Source organism: Mesorhizobium sp. M4B.F.Ca.ET.058.02.1.1 (assembly GCF_003952505.1).
Classification (GTDB): domain Bacteria; phylum Pseudomonadota; class Alphaproteobacteria; order Rhizobiales; family Rhizobiaceae; genus Mesorhizobium.
On sequence record NZ_CP034450.1, the window covers coordinates 5,858,387 to 5,873,718 of the forward strand.

Sequence of the window (15,332 nt, forward strand, 5' to 3'; positions counted from 1 at the left end):
TTCTTGCAGAAAAAATGTAGGAAGTTTGTATATGTCTTGCAGAAATTATGCAAGATATCAAATCCCACCCCAGAGCGCAGGAGCGCATGATGGCCGCGACCACCCTCACCGACCGCAAGAATGCAGCGATTTCCCGCGGCGTCGGCATGACCACGCAGATCTATGCCGAGCGTGCCGAGAACGCGGAAATCTGGGACAAGGAGGGCCGCCGCTACATCGATTTCGCCGCGGGCATCGCCGTGCTCAACACCGGCCATCGCCATCCGCGCGTGATCGCGGCGGTGAAGGATCAGCTCGATCATTTCACCCACACCTGCCACCAGGTCGTTCCCTATGAAAGCTACGTGCGGCTGGCCGAGCGGCTCAACGCGCTGACGCCGGGCGATTTCGCCAAGAAGACGATCTTCGTCACGACCGGCGCCGAAGCTGTCGAGAACGCCGTCAAGATCGCCCGCGCCGCGACCGGCCGCTCCGCCGTCATCGCCTTCGGCGGCGGCTTCCATGGCCGCACCTTCATGGGCATGGCTCTGACCGGCAAGGTCGTGCCCTACAAGGTCGGCTTCGGCGCCATGCCCGCTGACGTCTTCCACGTGCCGTTTCCGATCGATCTCCATGGCGTGACTTCTGAACAGTCGCTGGCGGCGCTGAAGAAGCTATTTGCCGCCGATGTCGATCCGCAGCGCGTCGCCGCGATCATCATCGAGCCGGTGCAGGGCGAGGGCGGCTTCTATCCGGCTCCGGCTTCGCTGATGAAAGCGCTGCGCGAACTCTGCGACCAGCATGGCATCTTGCTCATTGCCGATGAAGTACAGACGGGCTTTGCCCGCACCGGCAAGATGTTTGCGATGGATCATCATGCCGTGGCGCCCGATCTGGTGACGATGGCCAAGAGCCTCGCCGGCGGTTTCCCGCTTGCCGCCGTCACCGGCCGCGCGGAAATCATGGACGCGCCGGGACCGGGCGGGCTGGGCGGCACCTATGGCGGCAGCCCGATCGGCGTCGCGGCCGCCCATGCCGTGCTCGACGTCATCGAGGACGAGGATCTCTGCGGCCGCGCCAACCAGCTCGGCAACCGGCTCAAGCAGCGCCTGGAATCGCTGCGCGAGAAGGCGCCGCAGATCGTCGATATCCGCGGTCCGGGCTTCATGAACGCGGTCGAGTTCAACGACAGGACGACGAAGCTGCCGAGCGCCGAGTTCGCCAACAAGGTGCGGCTGATCGCGCTCGATAAGGGCCTGATCCTGCTGACCTGCGGCGTGCATGGCAACGTCATCCGCTTCCTCGCCCCGATCACCATCCAGGACAGCGTCTTCGGCGAGGCGCTCGACATTCTGGAGAGCGCGATCCTCGAAGCAAGCGCCGGCAACTAGCCGGAGCCCCGTCCATTTTCCGGAGCAAATGACATGGCCTTCACGACCGCGTTGACCAAGCATGTTTCCTTCTCGTCGCGCTTCCTGCGCGACACCGGCTACATCGACGGCGTCTGGACCGCGGGCGACGCGACCCGGACCTTCGACGTGCTGAACCCGGCAACCGGCGAGGTGCTGGCGTCGCTGTCCGATATGGGTGCCGCCGAGACGCGGGACGCCATCGCCGCCGCCCATGCCGCGCAGCCGGCCTGGGCGGCGCGCCCGGCCAAGGAGCGCGCCGCGATCCTGCGCAAGTGGCACGAGCTGATGGTCGCCAACGCCGACGAGCTGGCGGCCATCCTGACCGCCGAGATGGGCAAGCCCTTCGCCGAGGCCCGCGGCGAGATCCTCTACGCCGCAGCCTATGTCGAGTGGTACGCGGAGGAAGCCAAGCGCGTCTACGGCGAGACGATCCCGGCACCGTCGAACGACAAGCGCATGATCGTCATCAAGCAGCCTGTCGGCGTCGTCGGCACGATCACGCCATGGAATTTCCCCGCCGCGATGATCGCGCGCAAGGTCGCGCCTGCGCTCGCCGTCGGCTGCACGGTCGTCTCCAAGCCGGCCGAACAGACGCCGCTTTCGGCGCTGGCGCTGGCCGTCCTCGCCGAGCAGGCCGGCGTGCCTGCCGGCGTCTTCAACGTCATCGTCGGGGAAGATGGTCCGGCCATCGGCAAGGAACTGTGCGGCAACGACAAGGTGCGCAAGATCAGCTTCACCGGCTCGACCGAGGTCGGCCGCATCCTGATGCGCCAGTGCGCTGACCAGATCAAGAAGGTCAGCCTCGAGCTCGGCGGCAATGCGCCGTTCATCGTCTTCGACGATGCCGATCTCGACGCCGCGGTCGAAGGCGCGCTCGCCTCCAAGTACCGCAATGCCGGCCAGACCTGCGTCTGCGCCAACCGCCTCTACGTCCAGTCCGGCGTCTATGACGCCTTCGCCGCCAGGCTCGCGGCAAAGGTCGCCGCGATGCCGGTTGGCGACGGCTTCGAGGCTGGCGTGATGGTCGGGCCGTTGATCGACGACAAGGGGTTGGCGAAGGTCGAGAGCCATGTCGAGGATGCGGTGTCGAAAGGCGCCAAGGTGCTTACCGGCGGCAAGCGCATCGAAGGCGCCGGCACGTTCTTCTCGCCGACAGTGCTGACGGGTGTCACAAGCGGCATGCAGGTGGCGCGCGAGGAGACGTTCGGCCCGGTCGCGCCGCTTTTCCGCTTCGACACGGTCGAGGATGTGATCGCGCAGGCGAACGACACCGAATTCGGACTCGCGGCGTATTTCTTCGCCGGCGACTTGAAGAAGGTCTGGCGGGTAGCCGAGGCGCTGGAATACGGCATGGTCGGGATCAACACCGGCCTGATCTCCAGCGAAGCGGCGCCCTTCGGCGGCATCAAGCAGTCCGGCCTCGGCCGCGAGGGCTCCCGCCACGGCGCGGACGACTATCTGGAAATCAAATATCTCTGCATCGGCAATCTGTAGGCAGCTACCCTCCCGACTCAAGCGACAACATCCGACCGGTCGCCGGCGTCAGCCCGGACAGGTGCCGGTTGCAGGGTCCGCAGGCAGGAAGAAGCTTCGCCGCTCGCAAGCGGTGAGTTCGCGAGGCACGGTGCGCCGGGCGAAGTCGATGAGGTCCTTGGGCGCCTGGAAGACACGAACGATACGGACACTTTTTTCGCCGGCAACAATTGCGACGCGGGCGCCGTCGGAACTGAAAGCTGCGCGTGTAAAGCCCAGTAGAACGGTTGCTTCGTCGTGGCTGCCAAGGACGGCAATCTGGCGCCCCGATTGCGTCGCCCATAGCCGCACCGTGCGATCTTTGGAGGACGCGGTCACGACATACAAACCGTTAGGACTGAACTGGGCGCTGTCGACGGCGCCGTCGTGGCCCCTTAGAACGGCACTTTCCAGTCCGCCAGCGACGCTCCAGATGCGGACGGTTCCATCGCGCGAGCCGGTCAGCAGCGACTGACCGTCGGGGCTGAAGGCGAGGACCGTTAGCGCGCCGGTGTGTCCCACTAGCGTTCCGACGTTTGCTCCGTCCGTGGTCGACCAAATGCGAGCCGTGTGGTCGAGCGAGCCTGTGGCGACGAGTTGACCGTCCGGGCTGAAGGCCGCTGCCGTGATGCGATCCTGATGCCCCACAAGAACCCTGAGCTCGGCTCCGCCCGTCGTCAGCAGGTGGCCCGCATTGTCTTCCCTGGCCGAGAGGATCAGATTTCCGTCGGGGCTAAGAATGGCCTGGGGCAGATTGCTGCTTGTATTGATGACGGCCAGCTCGGTGCCGTTCGCAGCGTCCCACTGCTGCGCGGTGCCGTTGATCGATGCGACAAGAAGCGATTTGCCATCGCGACCAAACTGGATCTGGACCAAGCCGCCATGTGATCGGAACTGGGCGGTCTCCGAACCCGTGGCGACATCCCAAATACGGACCTGCCCCCAAGAGATGCCGTCGCGACCTGCTGTCCATCGGGACTGAACGTCGCGTTTTGAATGATCTCATGTGTATCGAACCGGATTGTCTCGCGCCCGCTCACGACATCCCAGAGGTGCGCCGCGCTGTCGCCGCCGCCGGTCAGCAGGTGGACATTGTCGGGACTGAAGACCGCGAAAGTCGGCCGGTATTCATGCGAGAGCGCGGTCGTCAGCGCGCCGTCGACATCCCACAGCCGAGCAGTGCCATCATGTGAAGCAGTGAGAAGAATGTTGCCGTCGACCGGGCTGAATTCCAGATGCTCGACCAAAGATTCATGGCCGGCGATCGTCGTCACCAACGAGGCGCGTTCAACGTCCCAGATGCGGATCGGCCCATTGACCGAGGCGGTCGCCAGGAAGCGGTCGTCCGGGGTGAAAGCACCGTTCATCTCCACATCACGTTCATCCGTGTCGATGTCTGCCTTCAATCCCGAAACCTCCTGGCCGAGCACATCATCCAGCGTTCCCAACACTCCATCCCAAATCCGGGCAGTGCCATCGAGGGATACAGTGGCGATTCGCTGACCCCGTGACCGAAGATCACGCCGTTCAATTGCGTGTCGCTCTTGCTGCCGGCCAACTTTGCGATCTCCGTTCCTTTCGACACATCGAAAAGGCTGGAAGTGTCGCGGTGTGAATGCCAACCCCACGGGCCGGCCAGCATCCGGCTCCCGTCCGGGCTGAACGCCAGGCTGTAGGGCCAGGAGGTCACTCGGATTGACCGCGTCAGCGCGCCGTCTGCGCTATTCCAGATCGAAACAAAATGCCTGCCTGCCGTCGCGAAGCTGCGGCCGTCTGAACTGAAAGCAGCACGCGTATATGCGTCGCTCCTTACACCTAGGACTTTCTTTCCGGTCCGAGCATCCCAGAGCGTTGCATCGCTGTTCTCCCCCGCCGTCAGCACCCGGGTGCCATCCGGGCTGAAGATTGCCGTCGGATAGTTGCTTACAGGCCGCAGGATGAAGAGCTGTTCTCCCGATGTGGCCTCCCAAAGGCGTGCAGTGCCATCCCTCGCGGCCGTCAGGATACGGCTCCCATCCGGGCTGAATTCAGCCCTCTCCAGGGCCTCTTCATGTCCTTTTAGAACTACGGTTTCGGCGCCGCTGGAGATGTCCCAGACGGCCGCAGTCTTGTCGTGGGATGCGGTGACGATGCGATCGCCGGCCGGATTGAATGCCGCATCCGTCACGCCGGCCCCATGCCGGAAGATTTTGATCTGTCGGTGCGCCAGCAGAGCCTTGTAGAGGGCTGTCTCAGCCTCAAAGAGATAGGGCCGCTTGGGCTGGTCTTTCGAGGACAGTGCTTCGAGCGCCAACAGGATCGCAGCCTCGGTGTTGCCTCTCGACGCGGACTGCTCCGAAAGAAACGAGAGCGAAAGAGACTGATTGCGCAGCGCCTGATCGCGTTGGCCCCTTGCCTCCTCCCGCGCTTTGAAGGCGACCAGCGCGCCTGCGCCCGCCATGAGAGCGAGCGCGATCGCCACGATCGCGGCATTGCGCGTACGTCGGGCGAGCCGGTTTGCTGCGACAGCCGCGAGGCTCCGGCGCTCGGCCTCGCGCTCCAGGCGCTCGCGTTTTGCCTCTTCGGCGGCCTCGATCAGCGCCAGCTCCGCGTGCCGATCCTTCTCCTCTTTCTGCCGATGGGCACGCAAGGACGCCTCGATGTATTCGAGGACGGCATCGTCGACCTCCTCGCGTCTTGACAGCATCAGCTCTTCGCCCTCCGCGAGACGTTTGCCGGACGGAAGGAGAAGCTCTCGATTCCTGTTCTCCAGCTGCCAACGGTGAGCGTCGGCCCTGAGGCGGTCGCGTGTCTCGAGGAAGTTCCGGTTTGCGTTCACAATGTCACCGGCGCGCGGCCAACGGCTCAACAGTGCTTCATGTGCTACGCGGACGACGACATGGCCCGCGGCGTCCTCATCGCTGACGAGGAGCCGGGCGTCGATCAGGGCCCTGACCAGGGCCGATCGCGCGGGAGTGCCTGCAACTTCGGTGAGCAGGGCAGGACGTGCCGTCACCGTTTCATCGCCCGGATTTGCCGTGGTGAGGGCGCCCAGCACCGCGGGCAAGGCCTCCTGGATGTTGGGCGCCAGCAGGTCTACGACTTCATCGGCGCGGCGCGCGATTGCGCCTTCGAGCCCGCCGAGCGCGCGATAATGCGCAAAGGTGAGGACCCGACGCTCGCGACCGGCCTCGTACAACGCGTCGAGCACAAACTCGAGAAGCGGCAATGATCCGGGATCGGCAGCGGCTGCCTCCTGCAGCACATCATCGAGCCGCCCCAGCTCGGCATTCTGCTCGAAGCGGAGCCCGGCAACGCCAGCGGGCTCGCGGATGATCTGCGCGATCTCCGGGCCGGTCGGCGGCAGGAGTTCGTAGCTGGCGAGACCGTCCTTGAGCGCCGAGAACCCCGGCACCTCGCCGCAGCGGTGAAAGAAGTCCGAACGGATCGCCGCGATCACCCAGACCAGTCCGCTCGCGGCCAGCACCGCCATGAGCCGCACAAGGGCCTCGCGCGTCGCCGGCTGCTTCTGCGTGGTGAAAAGCTCCTCGAGCTGATCGATGGCAACCAGCAATCTGATCTGCGAGCGGGCCGATCCGGCGGCCTTGCCAAGTGCCTGCCGGATCTTCGCCAGCGCCCGGTCCGGCGCGTTCCTGCAGAGCAGCGCCAGCTCCGCGGCTGTTACTTCGCGGGACAGTTCCGGCACAGCAGCTTCGCCAAGCAGTGCCGCAGCCAGCACAGCGAACGCATCCGGTCCTTCGGAGAGGCGGATCAGGCAGCGGCGCCACAGGGATATGCCCGCCACGGCTCCAGGCCGCGTCAATGACGCCATCAGCCCGGCGCGCAGGAGGGAAGATTTGCCGCAACCGCTCATCCCGTAGATGAGCAGGAATGCCGTGCCGCTGGCTGCCTGCTGCTCCAATCTTGCGGTGCAGGCAGCAATCGCCCGCGCCCGGCCGAAGAACAGGTTGGCATCTTCGAATTCGAAGGCATCGAGGCCGCGAAATGGCGACTTGACCGGTTCCTCCGAAGCAAGGGGTACGCGGTAGATGTGCAAGGCGCGCGCGACGCTCTTCAGCTTGTGCTCGCCGAGATCGACGAATTCCAGCGAGAGTCGGTCTTGCGCCTGGGCGTGGACCGCTTCGGTGACGCAAATCCCACCCGGTCGTGACAGAATTTGCAGATGCGCGGCGACCTCGGCGGCCTCGCCCGCGAGGTGGTCGCCCTCGGCGACGACATAGCCCAGGTGAACGCCGATGCGGAAGCGCAGGCGCTTTGTCTCGGGAACTTCGCAGTCCCGCCTGTCGACCTCATGCTGGATCTCGCTCGCACACCGCATCGCCTCGACAGGGCCGGCAAACTCGGCGACCAGACTCCCTTCGCCGTTCCAGAACGCGCGACCCGCATGTTGGACCAGCAGCCGATCGATGATCTGCCGGTACTCTCGGAGAGATGCGGCAGAAATCCGCTTGCCTGTCGGCCGGCTCTCGGAGGCCAATTCGGCTGCCAGGATGGTCGCCATCCTCGGTCCGGCATTTGCGGGAAGGACCAGCCTGTAGCCGCGCCTCGGCACTGTCTGCACGACGGTCTGCCGGCTGTCGTTGAGCGCCGCACGGATCTCGTGAATGCATTGCACCAGGCTGTCGTCGGTGACGGCTATCCCGTTCCAGACCGCCCTCATCAGGTCGTCCTTGGTGACCACGCGATCCGCGTTCGCCAGAAGGTGACGAAGCACCGCAAAGGTCTGCTGGCGAAGCGCGATCGTCCTGTTGGACTTGTCGCGCAAGGTCTCGCTGCTCACGTCGGCGGTAATGCCGTTGAGTACGAACGTCGTGGGCGGCGAGCTATCCAAGCCGGTTTCCTCACGCACGAAGCCGCAGTCCAATGCTTCGATATTAGCACGGACTGCGAAGCGTCATCACCATCCGGACGGGCGCGGAGCGCAGATTTCGGCGAATGATCGGAAGCTGTTCGTGACGCGCGGGACGCCTCGGACCGACAATTGCATGTCAGCGAGAGGCTCGCCATGGACGACCTGGTGCGGATTGCTCGATGTGCGGGTGCAAGACCGGTGCTGCGGCTCACGGCCGTCTGCCTGCTGCTCTTCGCGATGGCGTCGCAGGCTCACGCGACCGACCGTCCCGCTGACCACCTGGCCGAAGTCGATCTGCAATTGATCCTGGCCGTGGACGTTTCGCCCTCGATGAGCAACGTTGAGCAACGAGTGCAACGCGACGGCTACGTCAGTGCCTTCCGCCACGCGGACATCGCGACGGCCATCAAGTCGGGAGAGCGGGGCAGAATTGCAGTGCTTTATCTGGAGTGGGCAGGGCCACACCAGCAAACAGTCATCATGCCGTGGACAATTGTTGAAGGCCGCGAGGACGCTCTGATCTTGGCAGACAGGCTCGCGGCGCTGCCGTTGACCGAAGGTCGCGGAACGTCGATCTCCGGCGCATTGTGGGCGGCGCGTGATCTGTTCGCGAAGAGTGGCTTGCGCAGCCCGCGCAGGGTTGTTGACGTATCCGGCGATGGACCCAACAATGCCGGAGCGCCGCTTGATCCCGTCCGGCAGGTCCTTCTGGCGGAAGGCGTGACGATCAACGGGCTGCCGATCGCACTGCCCCGCATTGGCTGGGCCGGCGGGTTTGCGATCTACGACCGTTCCTACCTGCAATCCTATTTCGAACGCTGCGTCATTGGCGGACCAGACGCATTTGCGATCGGCGTCACCGAGGCCACCATGTTCGCCACCGCGGTCCGGCTAAAGCTGGTGCGTGAAATTTCCATGAACATGGGTCAGGTGATCCACGCCGCCTACACCACGCGTTCCGACCGCACAGCCGACTGCAACATGATCGCTCAGTCGCCGGGCCGGTAAGTTCGGCAATGGGACCGCGATGCAGGGCAGCAACGGAATGCGGAGAGTCTAGTGGTGATGCGCTAAGTAATATGTGCGTTACCGAGCACCGCCCGGAGCCCTGAGTCGTTCTGGCGGAGACGTTCCTCGATCCATTGCGCCGTGCGGTCGTGGGCGTCCGAAAACAGCTCGGAATGCCGACTCCAATCCATGAATGTGCTCGAAACCTGCGGACAGACCAAGACATCCTCGTCACCGACGGCAATGTCCTGCGGCCCGTGTGCCAGCATACTCGCGGCAATAACCTGAAGCATGCTCGGAACCTGCGGCAGGCGGGCACGGCCGAAAGGATTCAGCAGGGCGACCGCCAGTTCCGATCTTCCGGGGATGCGGTCGTAATCGACGTGGTATTTTTGCGGCCCACTGGACCCAAAGCTCACGATGACATTGGGGCCGGTCTTGAGTTCCCTCATCTGTTCCAGCGGCAAATTGTTCATGATGGCGCCGTCCACCAGCATATCGCCGTCAGCCGTAAAGAACGGCGGCAGGACACCCGGGAGCGAGCCGGATGCCCGAACGGCTTGCCAGAGTTTCCCACGAAGGTGGACGTGGGGCTGACGGCTGCTCAGATTGGTCGAAAGCGCAAAGAACGGAAGCCAAAGATCTTCGATCAGAACGTCGCCGTATTCCTCCCGAAGGGCTCGATCGAAGGCTTTGTGATCCAGAAGCGCGAAACGCGGCAAGGTGGGGCGCCGAAACGCCCTGCTCTTGACAAATACGTTGTGCGTGCCGCGGTCGATCTGCTCCGCGTCCAACCCTCTTGCGAAGCCGGCCATCATCGCGGCTCCGGAACTCGTCCCGCCGAGATAGTCGAAGCGCGCGCCCGCCTCGACGAAGGCCTTGTAGACGCCCAGATGGGCGCTGCCCAGGGACCCACCCCCGCCGCCACGAAGCCGCGTGCCTTGCAGGAAATAAATCGGACCAGGCGCTGGATATCAGACGCGTCCTCCAGCGCAACATGATGATGCTGGCCGACATGGGGACGCTCATCGAGCCACGCAGAGGTGCCGGAGACCGCAGCCGAGCGATTGTCGTGAATTAGGACAAGCCGACCGGTCGATGGTGGATGGACCGATAGCGCCAATTCCTCGGACGTGTTCAAGCGAGGCGAGGAGGACGCGTTCGCTACAAGCAGGACGGTATCGGCCTGGCGAATGCAGACTCGTGTCCATTCATTAGGTTCTTCATCGGCGACGTAGACAACGAATTCAGCTTGCGCCTCCAGTTCGTTCAACCAGTTAAGGACCGGCTGGTCGTCGATCGGACGACCCGCGAATTTCGCGTGGACGTCATGCCGGGAAACGAACTGAGCGCGCGTGAGCGCACCGAGCTCTTGCTGTAGGTGCCCGATGAAAACCGGTGAGATGCGACTTCCGCCGGCTGCGATGATGGCAAGCGTTCGGATCTTGGCAGGTTTCTGACGTGACAAAATAGGAGATTGGGTGGCGAACCGGCGCGCCAGAGATGTTGTGACCGCCTCTCTCAGGTTCGGCAGAGCCTCGGCCGCCTTCTCGAAATGATTGCGACTGATTTCAAGGACGATCGAATCGCGCGCTGCAAGGACAGTGGCCGTACGGGGCAGCCCTGCAAAGAAACCAATTTCGCCGACGAGTTCGCCCTGAGCGATCTCGGCGACCGAGCCAATCCCATCTCCTTTGTGTACCGTAAAGCGACCGGACAGCACGACGAAGAACCTGTCCGATGGATCGCCTTCGCGAACCAGGACCTCACCGCGCCTTAGGACCCGACGGTCGGATTCGGCAGCCAAAGCCTCGAGCGCCAGCAACGACGCACGATCGAACATCAATGTCGCCGACAATAGTCTCGCGGCGAGAGAATCGACGGAGGACATTTGAGCCATCCCGGGACGCATTCGCTCCGGTGATTGTATCCCCTACCGCTCGTGTTTGCAGCGTCGCAAGGCGCGATCCGAGCCGAACCGCAACGTTGGCGGCTGGAGCCCGTCTATGGATCAAAATTCTGATGTGCCGACCTTATGCCAAGCATTGGTTCCCTGTGGCGTCTGCGAGGCGCTCGATCCGTGGCAACTGGTGGGTAGCAGCGAGAGGCTTCGGAAGCCTAGGTGTTGTTAACGGGGTAGCGGAGGACCGTTCTCTCCGCTTTCAACAATCGGCACCGGCCCATCTGTCGGTGGGAGCGATGGTAGCGGGAGAGGGACTTGAACCCCCGACCCCAGGATTATGATGCTTGTACGGGCATTTGATTTTGCTGCGAAAATTGACGCCGTGTCGCGTTCATGTCGCGTTCACCCCAGAAGCGATCTCTCCGCAGCCGCCATTTCGTCCGCGTGGTCGCCGCGCGGGAACAGGTGCCCGTAGGTGTCCATCGTCATGGTGATAGAGCTGTGGCCTAGACGCTCCTGGACGACTTTCGCCGGCAGGCCCAAGCCTCCATCCTGTGCGCGATTGATCGACCACGATGCATAGAAGTGGCGCAAGGCATGCAGACCACCGTATTTCGCGGCGAGGACCGGCTGGCCGTCCTTGTCCTTTTCTCCGGTCGGAACCGTCACGCCGGCCGCGATTTGGGAAGGTAGAAAGCCGCGTTTGATGATGTTCGATCGGCTCTCGATATTGCCGCTGCCATTCGGGAAAACGTAGTGGAGTTCGGTCACAGTTTCACCGTTGGCGTCATTGATGCGGCGCCGGGGGCACGCGAGTTTCCACTCACGAAGCACGTTCACCACGATCGGCGGTACGGGGATGGTCCGCTCACCGGCTTCAGACTTCGGCGGGCCGATCTCTCCGTAGTCGTCGGCGCGCTGGCGTACGGCGATCTCGGCCTTGTCCAGGTCGACGTCCGACCAGCGCAAGCCCCGCAGCTCGGAGGATCTCATGCCGCTGAAGATCGCCGTTATCAGCAGCGGGCGCCAACGGCCGCGAACTGCGGCGACGATCGCCTTGATCTCTTCGCGGGTCGGAATGTCGACGCCGATCTTGAGCTTCCCCTTCTGTCGCTTGTCGGCCTGTCGCTCCTTGCCGCGGCGGCGCCGGCTGCGCATGTCCTTCACCGGATTGCGCGTGGCAAGCCCGCGCTCCTGGGCATCTGAGAGCAGCGAGCCGAGGGAGCCAAGCACCTTGCGGGTCATCGCTTGAGATCGGCCGTTCTTGCGGAGCTTGTCCTGGAATTCGCGTACGCCGGGCACCGTAAGCTGAGACAGCAGCGCCGATCCGAGGAAGGGCTTTATGTGGAGCTCGACGTGGCGCTTCCGCTGATCGATCGACGAGCGCTCGAGGCCTTCGTCCTCTCCGGTCGCGATCCAAAAGGCGCTCGCGGCCGCAACGGTCACGCTGTCGCTGTCGGCGACGTGTACACCCTCCCTGACCTCAACCTTGGCTGTCGCACCGAATTGATCGGCGTCCTTCTTCTTTGGAAAAGTCTTCAGCCGGCGGACGCCCTTTGCATCTACATAGTCGACGACCCAGGCTGTCTTCTCGACGCCCTTGGCGGTGGTCCAAGTGCGCTTGCGGATGCTCATTTGTCATCCTCATCAATGATAAAAAGGGGGAATTCTTCGTCAGGCGAGATGTCGGCAGGTGGCGATCCCTTCTTGGGTTGCGGGCCGACCGATCCGTCTTCATATACGAACTTCTCGGACTTGCCAGTCCGTTCGAGCGAAACCTCCTCGACGGCGTCGTACTCAGCAGCAGCCTTGTCCGACTGGCGTTCGAACTCGCGTTCCTGCCACTCTTGGTACCTGTTGCTGATGTCCCTTCTCGTATTTTGATCGAACCCCTGCACCCGGCCGCTATAAATACCCTCGATTGTGTCGTGGAGCTCTGACGCAAGCTTGGAGATGCCTTCGTTCGTTGCTTGGCCTGCCTGAATGACTCCGAGCATTTCAAGTAGCTCATCGATCCTTTCGCCCGCGACCCAGGGTTCAGGAAATTCGCGCTCAAGGATGCGAACGATTTCCTCGTTCATCGATCGCCCCTGGTAGGCTGCATAGGCTTTGATGCGATCACGAAGACCTTCCGGCAGACGCAACGCAAATTGGTCTGACCCTCGACCTGGTCGCGCGCGTGCCATGCTTTCCCCTTGAGTTGCATCCGGTGACATCACTGTAATTTCATTCCAATTGACGCGCAAGCAAATCACGGTAATATAAATCACTGTGATTTGATCCGTGGAGATGAGAATGGCAGAGGAGATATCCGTAGCGATCGACCTCGTTTGGGGTGCGGCCGACATCGGCAAAGAGATCAACCGCAAGCCGAGGCAGACCTTCCACATGCTCGAGCAAGGTCTTCTTCCAGCACGAAAGGTCGGCAATCAGTGGGTCGCCGAGCGCGGAAAGTTGCGGGCGTTTTTCCTCGGTGACGGGGAGAAAGCGGCATGACCGGCCTCACCGCCCAAGACTCCGAACGTACGGCTGCGATGGCAGCATCTCAATCCGATCTCGTCGCCGTCGTGCCGAAAAATAAGCGCGAAGAAATCCGCGTCTCGCTCGATCTCCTCAACGGCCACAGGCTGCTCAACATGCGCGTGTTCTTCGAAGGAGAGGACGGCTCGATGCACCCTGGCAAGGCTGGCATCGCATTCAAGGTCGACAAGCTGCAGGCCTTCGCCGAAGCCGTCGCCTTGGCGCTGGTGACAGCCGAGAAGAGGGGCTACGTCAAATGACCAGCCAATCCGAAACCCACAACCTCCTAGCGCGCCGGTTCGTTCGTGAAATAATTGGCCCGGCGATCAAAGACGGTGGGACCTATGCCGAGTTGATGGTCATCTTCGAAAGCGCCACGCTTTGCATCATGGAGGTGCTGAACCTTCACTATGAACTCTCACCCCAAGTCGCCACCGGCCTATGCGAAGCGAGCCTTCAGAACGCGATCGAGCGCTTTGCAGGCGGTCGGGCAGCCAAGCCATGAGCGCGGCGTGTCGCTGTCGCCGCGCTCCGGCTTCATCCCCGATCCTAGACGCTGCCCAATGGCTCGCCACCGGGAACCGCGACAAGAACCGCGCGGCAGTCCCGCAGTTGCGGGAGAAATTCGGTCTCAGCGCCGGCGAGGCGGTTGAGGCACTTCGCGAATCCCGCCTGATCCTTGCGAGGTCGCACTGATGATCGCGGCCCAGCAACCCGCCAACCTCAATGATCCAGCGGAAAGCTTCAACCCGGCAGCCCGGCATAGCGAAGTTCCGAAAAAGGCCCGCTCAGGCAAGCACCGCAAATTCAGTGCGAAGCCATCGCGCAATTGGCTTTGGCCGAAGACCCGGGAGGAGCAACGCAAGGCGTTTCGCGCCTGGCAGTTCATCGCCAAGCAGATCATTCACAAAGAGGCATACAGCTTCCAGGCAATCAGCACCTTCGATCAATTTCTGTTCTGGGGGAAGGGCGAGATCTACGCAAGCAACGAAGAGATGGCCGAGGCGGCGGGAAAGTGCTCCGCTCGGAAAATGTCACGCGAAATATCAGCCTATCGCGACATGGGCATAATCGCGGTGGAGATCGGCTGGCGTAAATCAGACGGGAAATTCAAGCGTACGAGAACCATCCGGCTAGCAGTCCCGCGCGACTTTGATCCCAACATCAGCATTGAGCCTGCCGAGAATCATCACGTCCACGGTGGACGCGGTGGAGGTGGCAAATGAGCGAGAATCATCACGTCCACGGTGGACGTATCACCATTGAAATCAAAGGCGCCCCTGCCGTCGCGGTCTTTCCGCTGGCCTTTCGGAGGAGCGAGGTGCGAGCCGCCGCTGCCGAGCTATTGCAGCGGAACCGTTATCTCGGCCGGCAGTGGTGGGCCGCTCACGTCAAAGCGCATCGCCGCGGGCTTCGAGAATTTGGCCTCGCCCCTGATGAAATCGATAGGGAAATCGAGCGCTACGCTTCCGCAGTCAGCCGGGCCCTGCATCTTCCAGAGCAATATCGCTCGACGCCAGAAGGTGCAGCATGAGCGCTGGAGCGCCTAGAGCCGGCCGCGCAGCGGTCGGCATGGGTCAAGGGACTCAGTCCCTTGTGGGGCGCAGGGGCGAAGCCCCGCATCGTAGGGCGCTAACTCCGCGCGCGCGAGGCACGCGCCGTGCTGCTCGTTTTGTACACACATCGGGGTTTGTCGGCCAATTTTGTCTGCACAGGCGTACATACACTCCAAGAGGCGCTCGGAAGAAGCGGAAGGCGGCATAATGGACGAGCGCGATCTAATTGCCCGCCTGAGGGCCGACAACGCGACGTTGCGCGAACAGGTTCGCCAGCTCGAGGAAACTCTTGCTCCGCCGTCAATCGCTGTGCCGGACGACTGGGGCCTGACGACAAAGGAGAGGCGCGTCTACGCCTGCCTAGCTTCTCGGAGGGAGGCAACGCGGGCCGCAATCAGGCAGGCTCTCCATAGCGACTGGCACAGCGATCCGCCGACTGAGAATGCGGTCCACGTCTATATCAGCAAGCTGCGCAAGAAGCTGACGCCATTCGGCATCGCGATCATCACCGTCTGGGCCGAAGGATACCGGCTCATCGAGCGGCGACGCACCAATCCAGAACAGTTGCCGGGATAAGATGGAAGCCACCA

16 protein-coding genes are annotated in these 15,332 nt (G+C 62.8%); 9 read left to right on the plus strand and 7 right to left on the minus strand.

Going from position 1 to position 15,332, the window contains the following annotated elements:
• Nucleotides 1-89: 89 nt before the first annotated feature.
• Both EJ073_RS28475 and EJ073_RS28480 read left to right on the plus strand, forming a co-directional pair.
• A complete protein-coding gene (locus tag EJ073_RS28475; RefSeq protein WP_126058542.1) occupies nt 90-1,370 on the plus strand; it encodes a 4-aminobutyrate--2-oxoglutarate transaminase in 1,281 nt (426 codons plus the stop codon).
• A gap of 33 nt (nt 1,371-1,403) precedes the next feature.
• The gene (locus EJ073_RS28480) at nt 1,404-2,885 is read left to right on the plus strand and encodes an NAD-dependent succinate-semialdehyde dehydrogenase (protein WP_126058543.1); all 1,482 of its coding nucleotides are present in this window, start codon (nt 1,404-1,406) and stop codon (nt 2,883-2,885) included.
• 48 nt (nt 2,886-2,933) lie between these two features.
• Here EJ073_RS28480 and EJ073_RS32615 read toward each other — a convergent pair whose 3' ends face one another.
• The 3 genes from EJ073_RS32615 to EJ073_RS28485 all read right to left on the minus strand — a co-directional run bounded on the left by EJ073_RS32615 (nt 2,934) and on the right by EJ073_RS28485 (nt 7,752).
• A complete protein-coding gene (locus EJ073_RS32615) occupies nt 2,934-3,551 on the minus strand; it encodes a WD40 repeat domain-containing protein (protein ID WP_245455787.1) in 618 nt (205 codons plus the stop codon).
• Nucleotides 3,552-3,619: 68 nt separating this feature from the next.
• Entirely contained in the window at nt 3,620-4,351 is a 732-nt protein-coding gene (locus EJ073_RS32620; RefSeq protein WP_245455401.1) for a hypothetical protein, read from the minus strand.
• The gene (locus tag EJ073_RS28485; protein WP_245455402.1) at nt 4,306-7,752 is read right to left on the minus strand and encodes a winged helix-turn-helix domain-containing protein; all 3,447 of its coding nucleotides are present in this window, start codon (nt 7,750-7,752) and stop codon (nt 4,306-4,308) included. Before EJ073_RS28485 ends, EJ073_RS32620 begins: the two co-directional genes overlap by 46 nt.
• A 156-nt stretch (nt 7,753-7,908) precedes the next feature.
• Here EJ073_RS28485 and EJ073_RS28495 point away from each other — a divergent pair, with 156 nt between their 5' ends.
• Entirely contained in the window at nt 7,909-8,763 is an 855-nt protein-coding gene (locus EJ073_RS28495; protein ID WP_126058544.1) for a DUF1194 domain-containing protein, read from the plus strand.
• Nucleotides 8,764-8,825: 62 nt separating this feature from the next.
• On the opposite strand, the gene EJ073_RS28500 is transcribed toward EJ073_RS28495, so the two are convergent.
• From EJ073_RS28500 to EJ073_RS28515, 4 genes are all read right to left on the minus strand, one after another.
• The gene (locus EJ073_RS28500) at nt 8,826-9,671 is read right to left on the minus strand and encodes a patatin-like phospholipase family protein (protein ID WP_348627275.1); all 846 of its coding nucleotides are present in this window, start codon (nt 9,669-9,671) and stop codon (nt 8,826-8,828) included.
• Nucleotides 9,578-10,654, minus strand: coding sequence for a cyclic nucleotide-binding domain-containing protein (locus EJ073_RS28505; protein ID WP_190233813.1), 1,077 nt, complete (start codon nt 10,652-10,654; stop codon nt 9,578-9,580). The genes EJ073_RS28500 and EJ073_RS28505 overlap by 94 nt, the downstream gene beginning before the upstream one ends.
• Nucleotides 10,655-11,068: 414 nt before the next feature.
• The gene (locus EJ073_RS28510; RefSeq protein ID WP_126058547.1) at nt 11,069-12,301 is read right to left on the minus strand and encodes a tyrosine-type recombinase/integrase; all 1,233 of its coding nucleotides are present in this window, start codon (nt 12,299-12,301) and stop codon (nt 11,069-11,071) included.
• The gene (locus EJ073_RS28515) at nt 12,298-12,936 is read right to left on the minus strand and encodes an Arc family DNA-binding protein (RefSeq protein ID WP_189347442.1); all 639 of its coding nucleotides are present in this window, start codon (nt 12,934-12,936) and stop codon (nt 12,298-12,300) included. Before EJ073_RS28515 ends, EJ073_RS28510 begins: the two co-directional genes overlap by 4 nt.
• Before the next feature lie 25 nt (nt 12,937-12,961).
• On the opposite strand from EJ073_RS28515, the gene EJ073_RS28520 reads away from it, so the two are divergent.
• The 6 genes from EJ073_RS28520 to EJ073_RS28550 all read left to right on the plus strand — a co-directional run bounded on the left by EJ073_RS28520 (nt 12,962) and on the right by EJ073_RS28550 (nt 15,318).
• Complete coding sequence (locus EJ073_RS28520) at nt 12,962-13,162, plus strand: DNA-binding protein (RefSeq protein ID WP_348627222.1); 201 nt, start codon at nt 12,962-12,964, stop codon at nt 13,160-13,162.
• A complete protein-coding gene (locus tag EJ073_RS28525; protein ID WP_126058548.1) occupies nt 13,159-13,446 on the plus strand; it encodes a transcriptional coactivator p15/PC4 family protein in 288 nt (95 codons plus the stop codon). Before EJ073_RS28520 ends, EJ073_RS28525 begins: the two co-directional genes overlap by 4 nt.
• Nucleotides 13,443-13,691, plus strand: coding sequence for a hypothetical protein (locus EJ073_RS28530; RefSeq protein ID WP_126058549.1), 249 nt, complete (start codon nt 13,443-13,445; stop codon nt 13,689-13,691). Before EJ073_RS28525 ends, EJ073_RS28530 begins: the two co-directional genes overlap by 4 nt.
• Nucleotides 13,692-13,881: 190 nt before the next feature.
• Entirely contained in the window at nt 13,882-14,412 is a 531-nt protein-coding gene (locus EJ073_RS28540) for a hypothetical protein (protein WP_126058551.1), read from the plus strand.
• The gene (locus EJ073_RS28545; protein WP_126058552.1) at nt 14,409-14,720 is read left to right on the plus strand and encodes a DUF6074 family protein; all 312 of its coding nucleotides are present in this window, start codon (nt 14,409-14,411) and stop codon (nt 14,718-14,720) included. Before EJ073_RS28540 ends, EJ073_RS28545 begins: the two co-directional genes overlap by 4 nt.
• Before the next feature lie 229 nt (nt 14,721-14,949).
• Nucleotides 14,950-15,318 carry a helix-turn-helix domain-containing protein gene (locus EJ073_RS28550; RefSeq protein ID WP_126058553.1) on the plus strand — a complete coding sequence of 123 codons (369 nt, stop codon included), beginning with the start codon at nt 14,950-14,952 and terminating at the stop codon, nt 15,316-15,318.
• Nucleotides 15,319-15,332 lie beyond the last annotated feature (14 nt).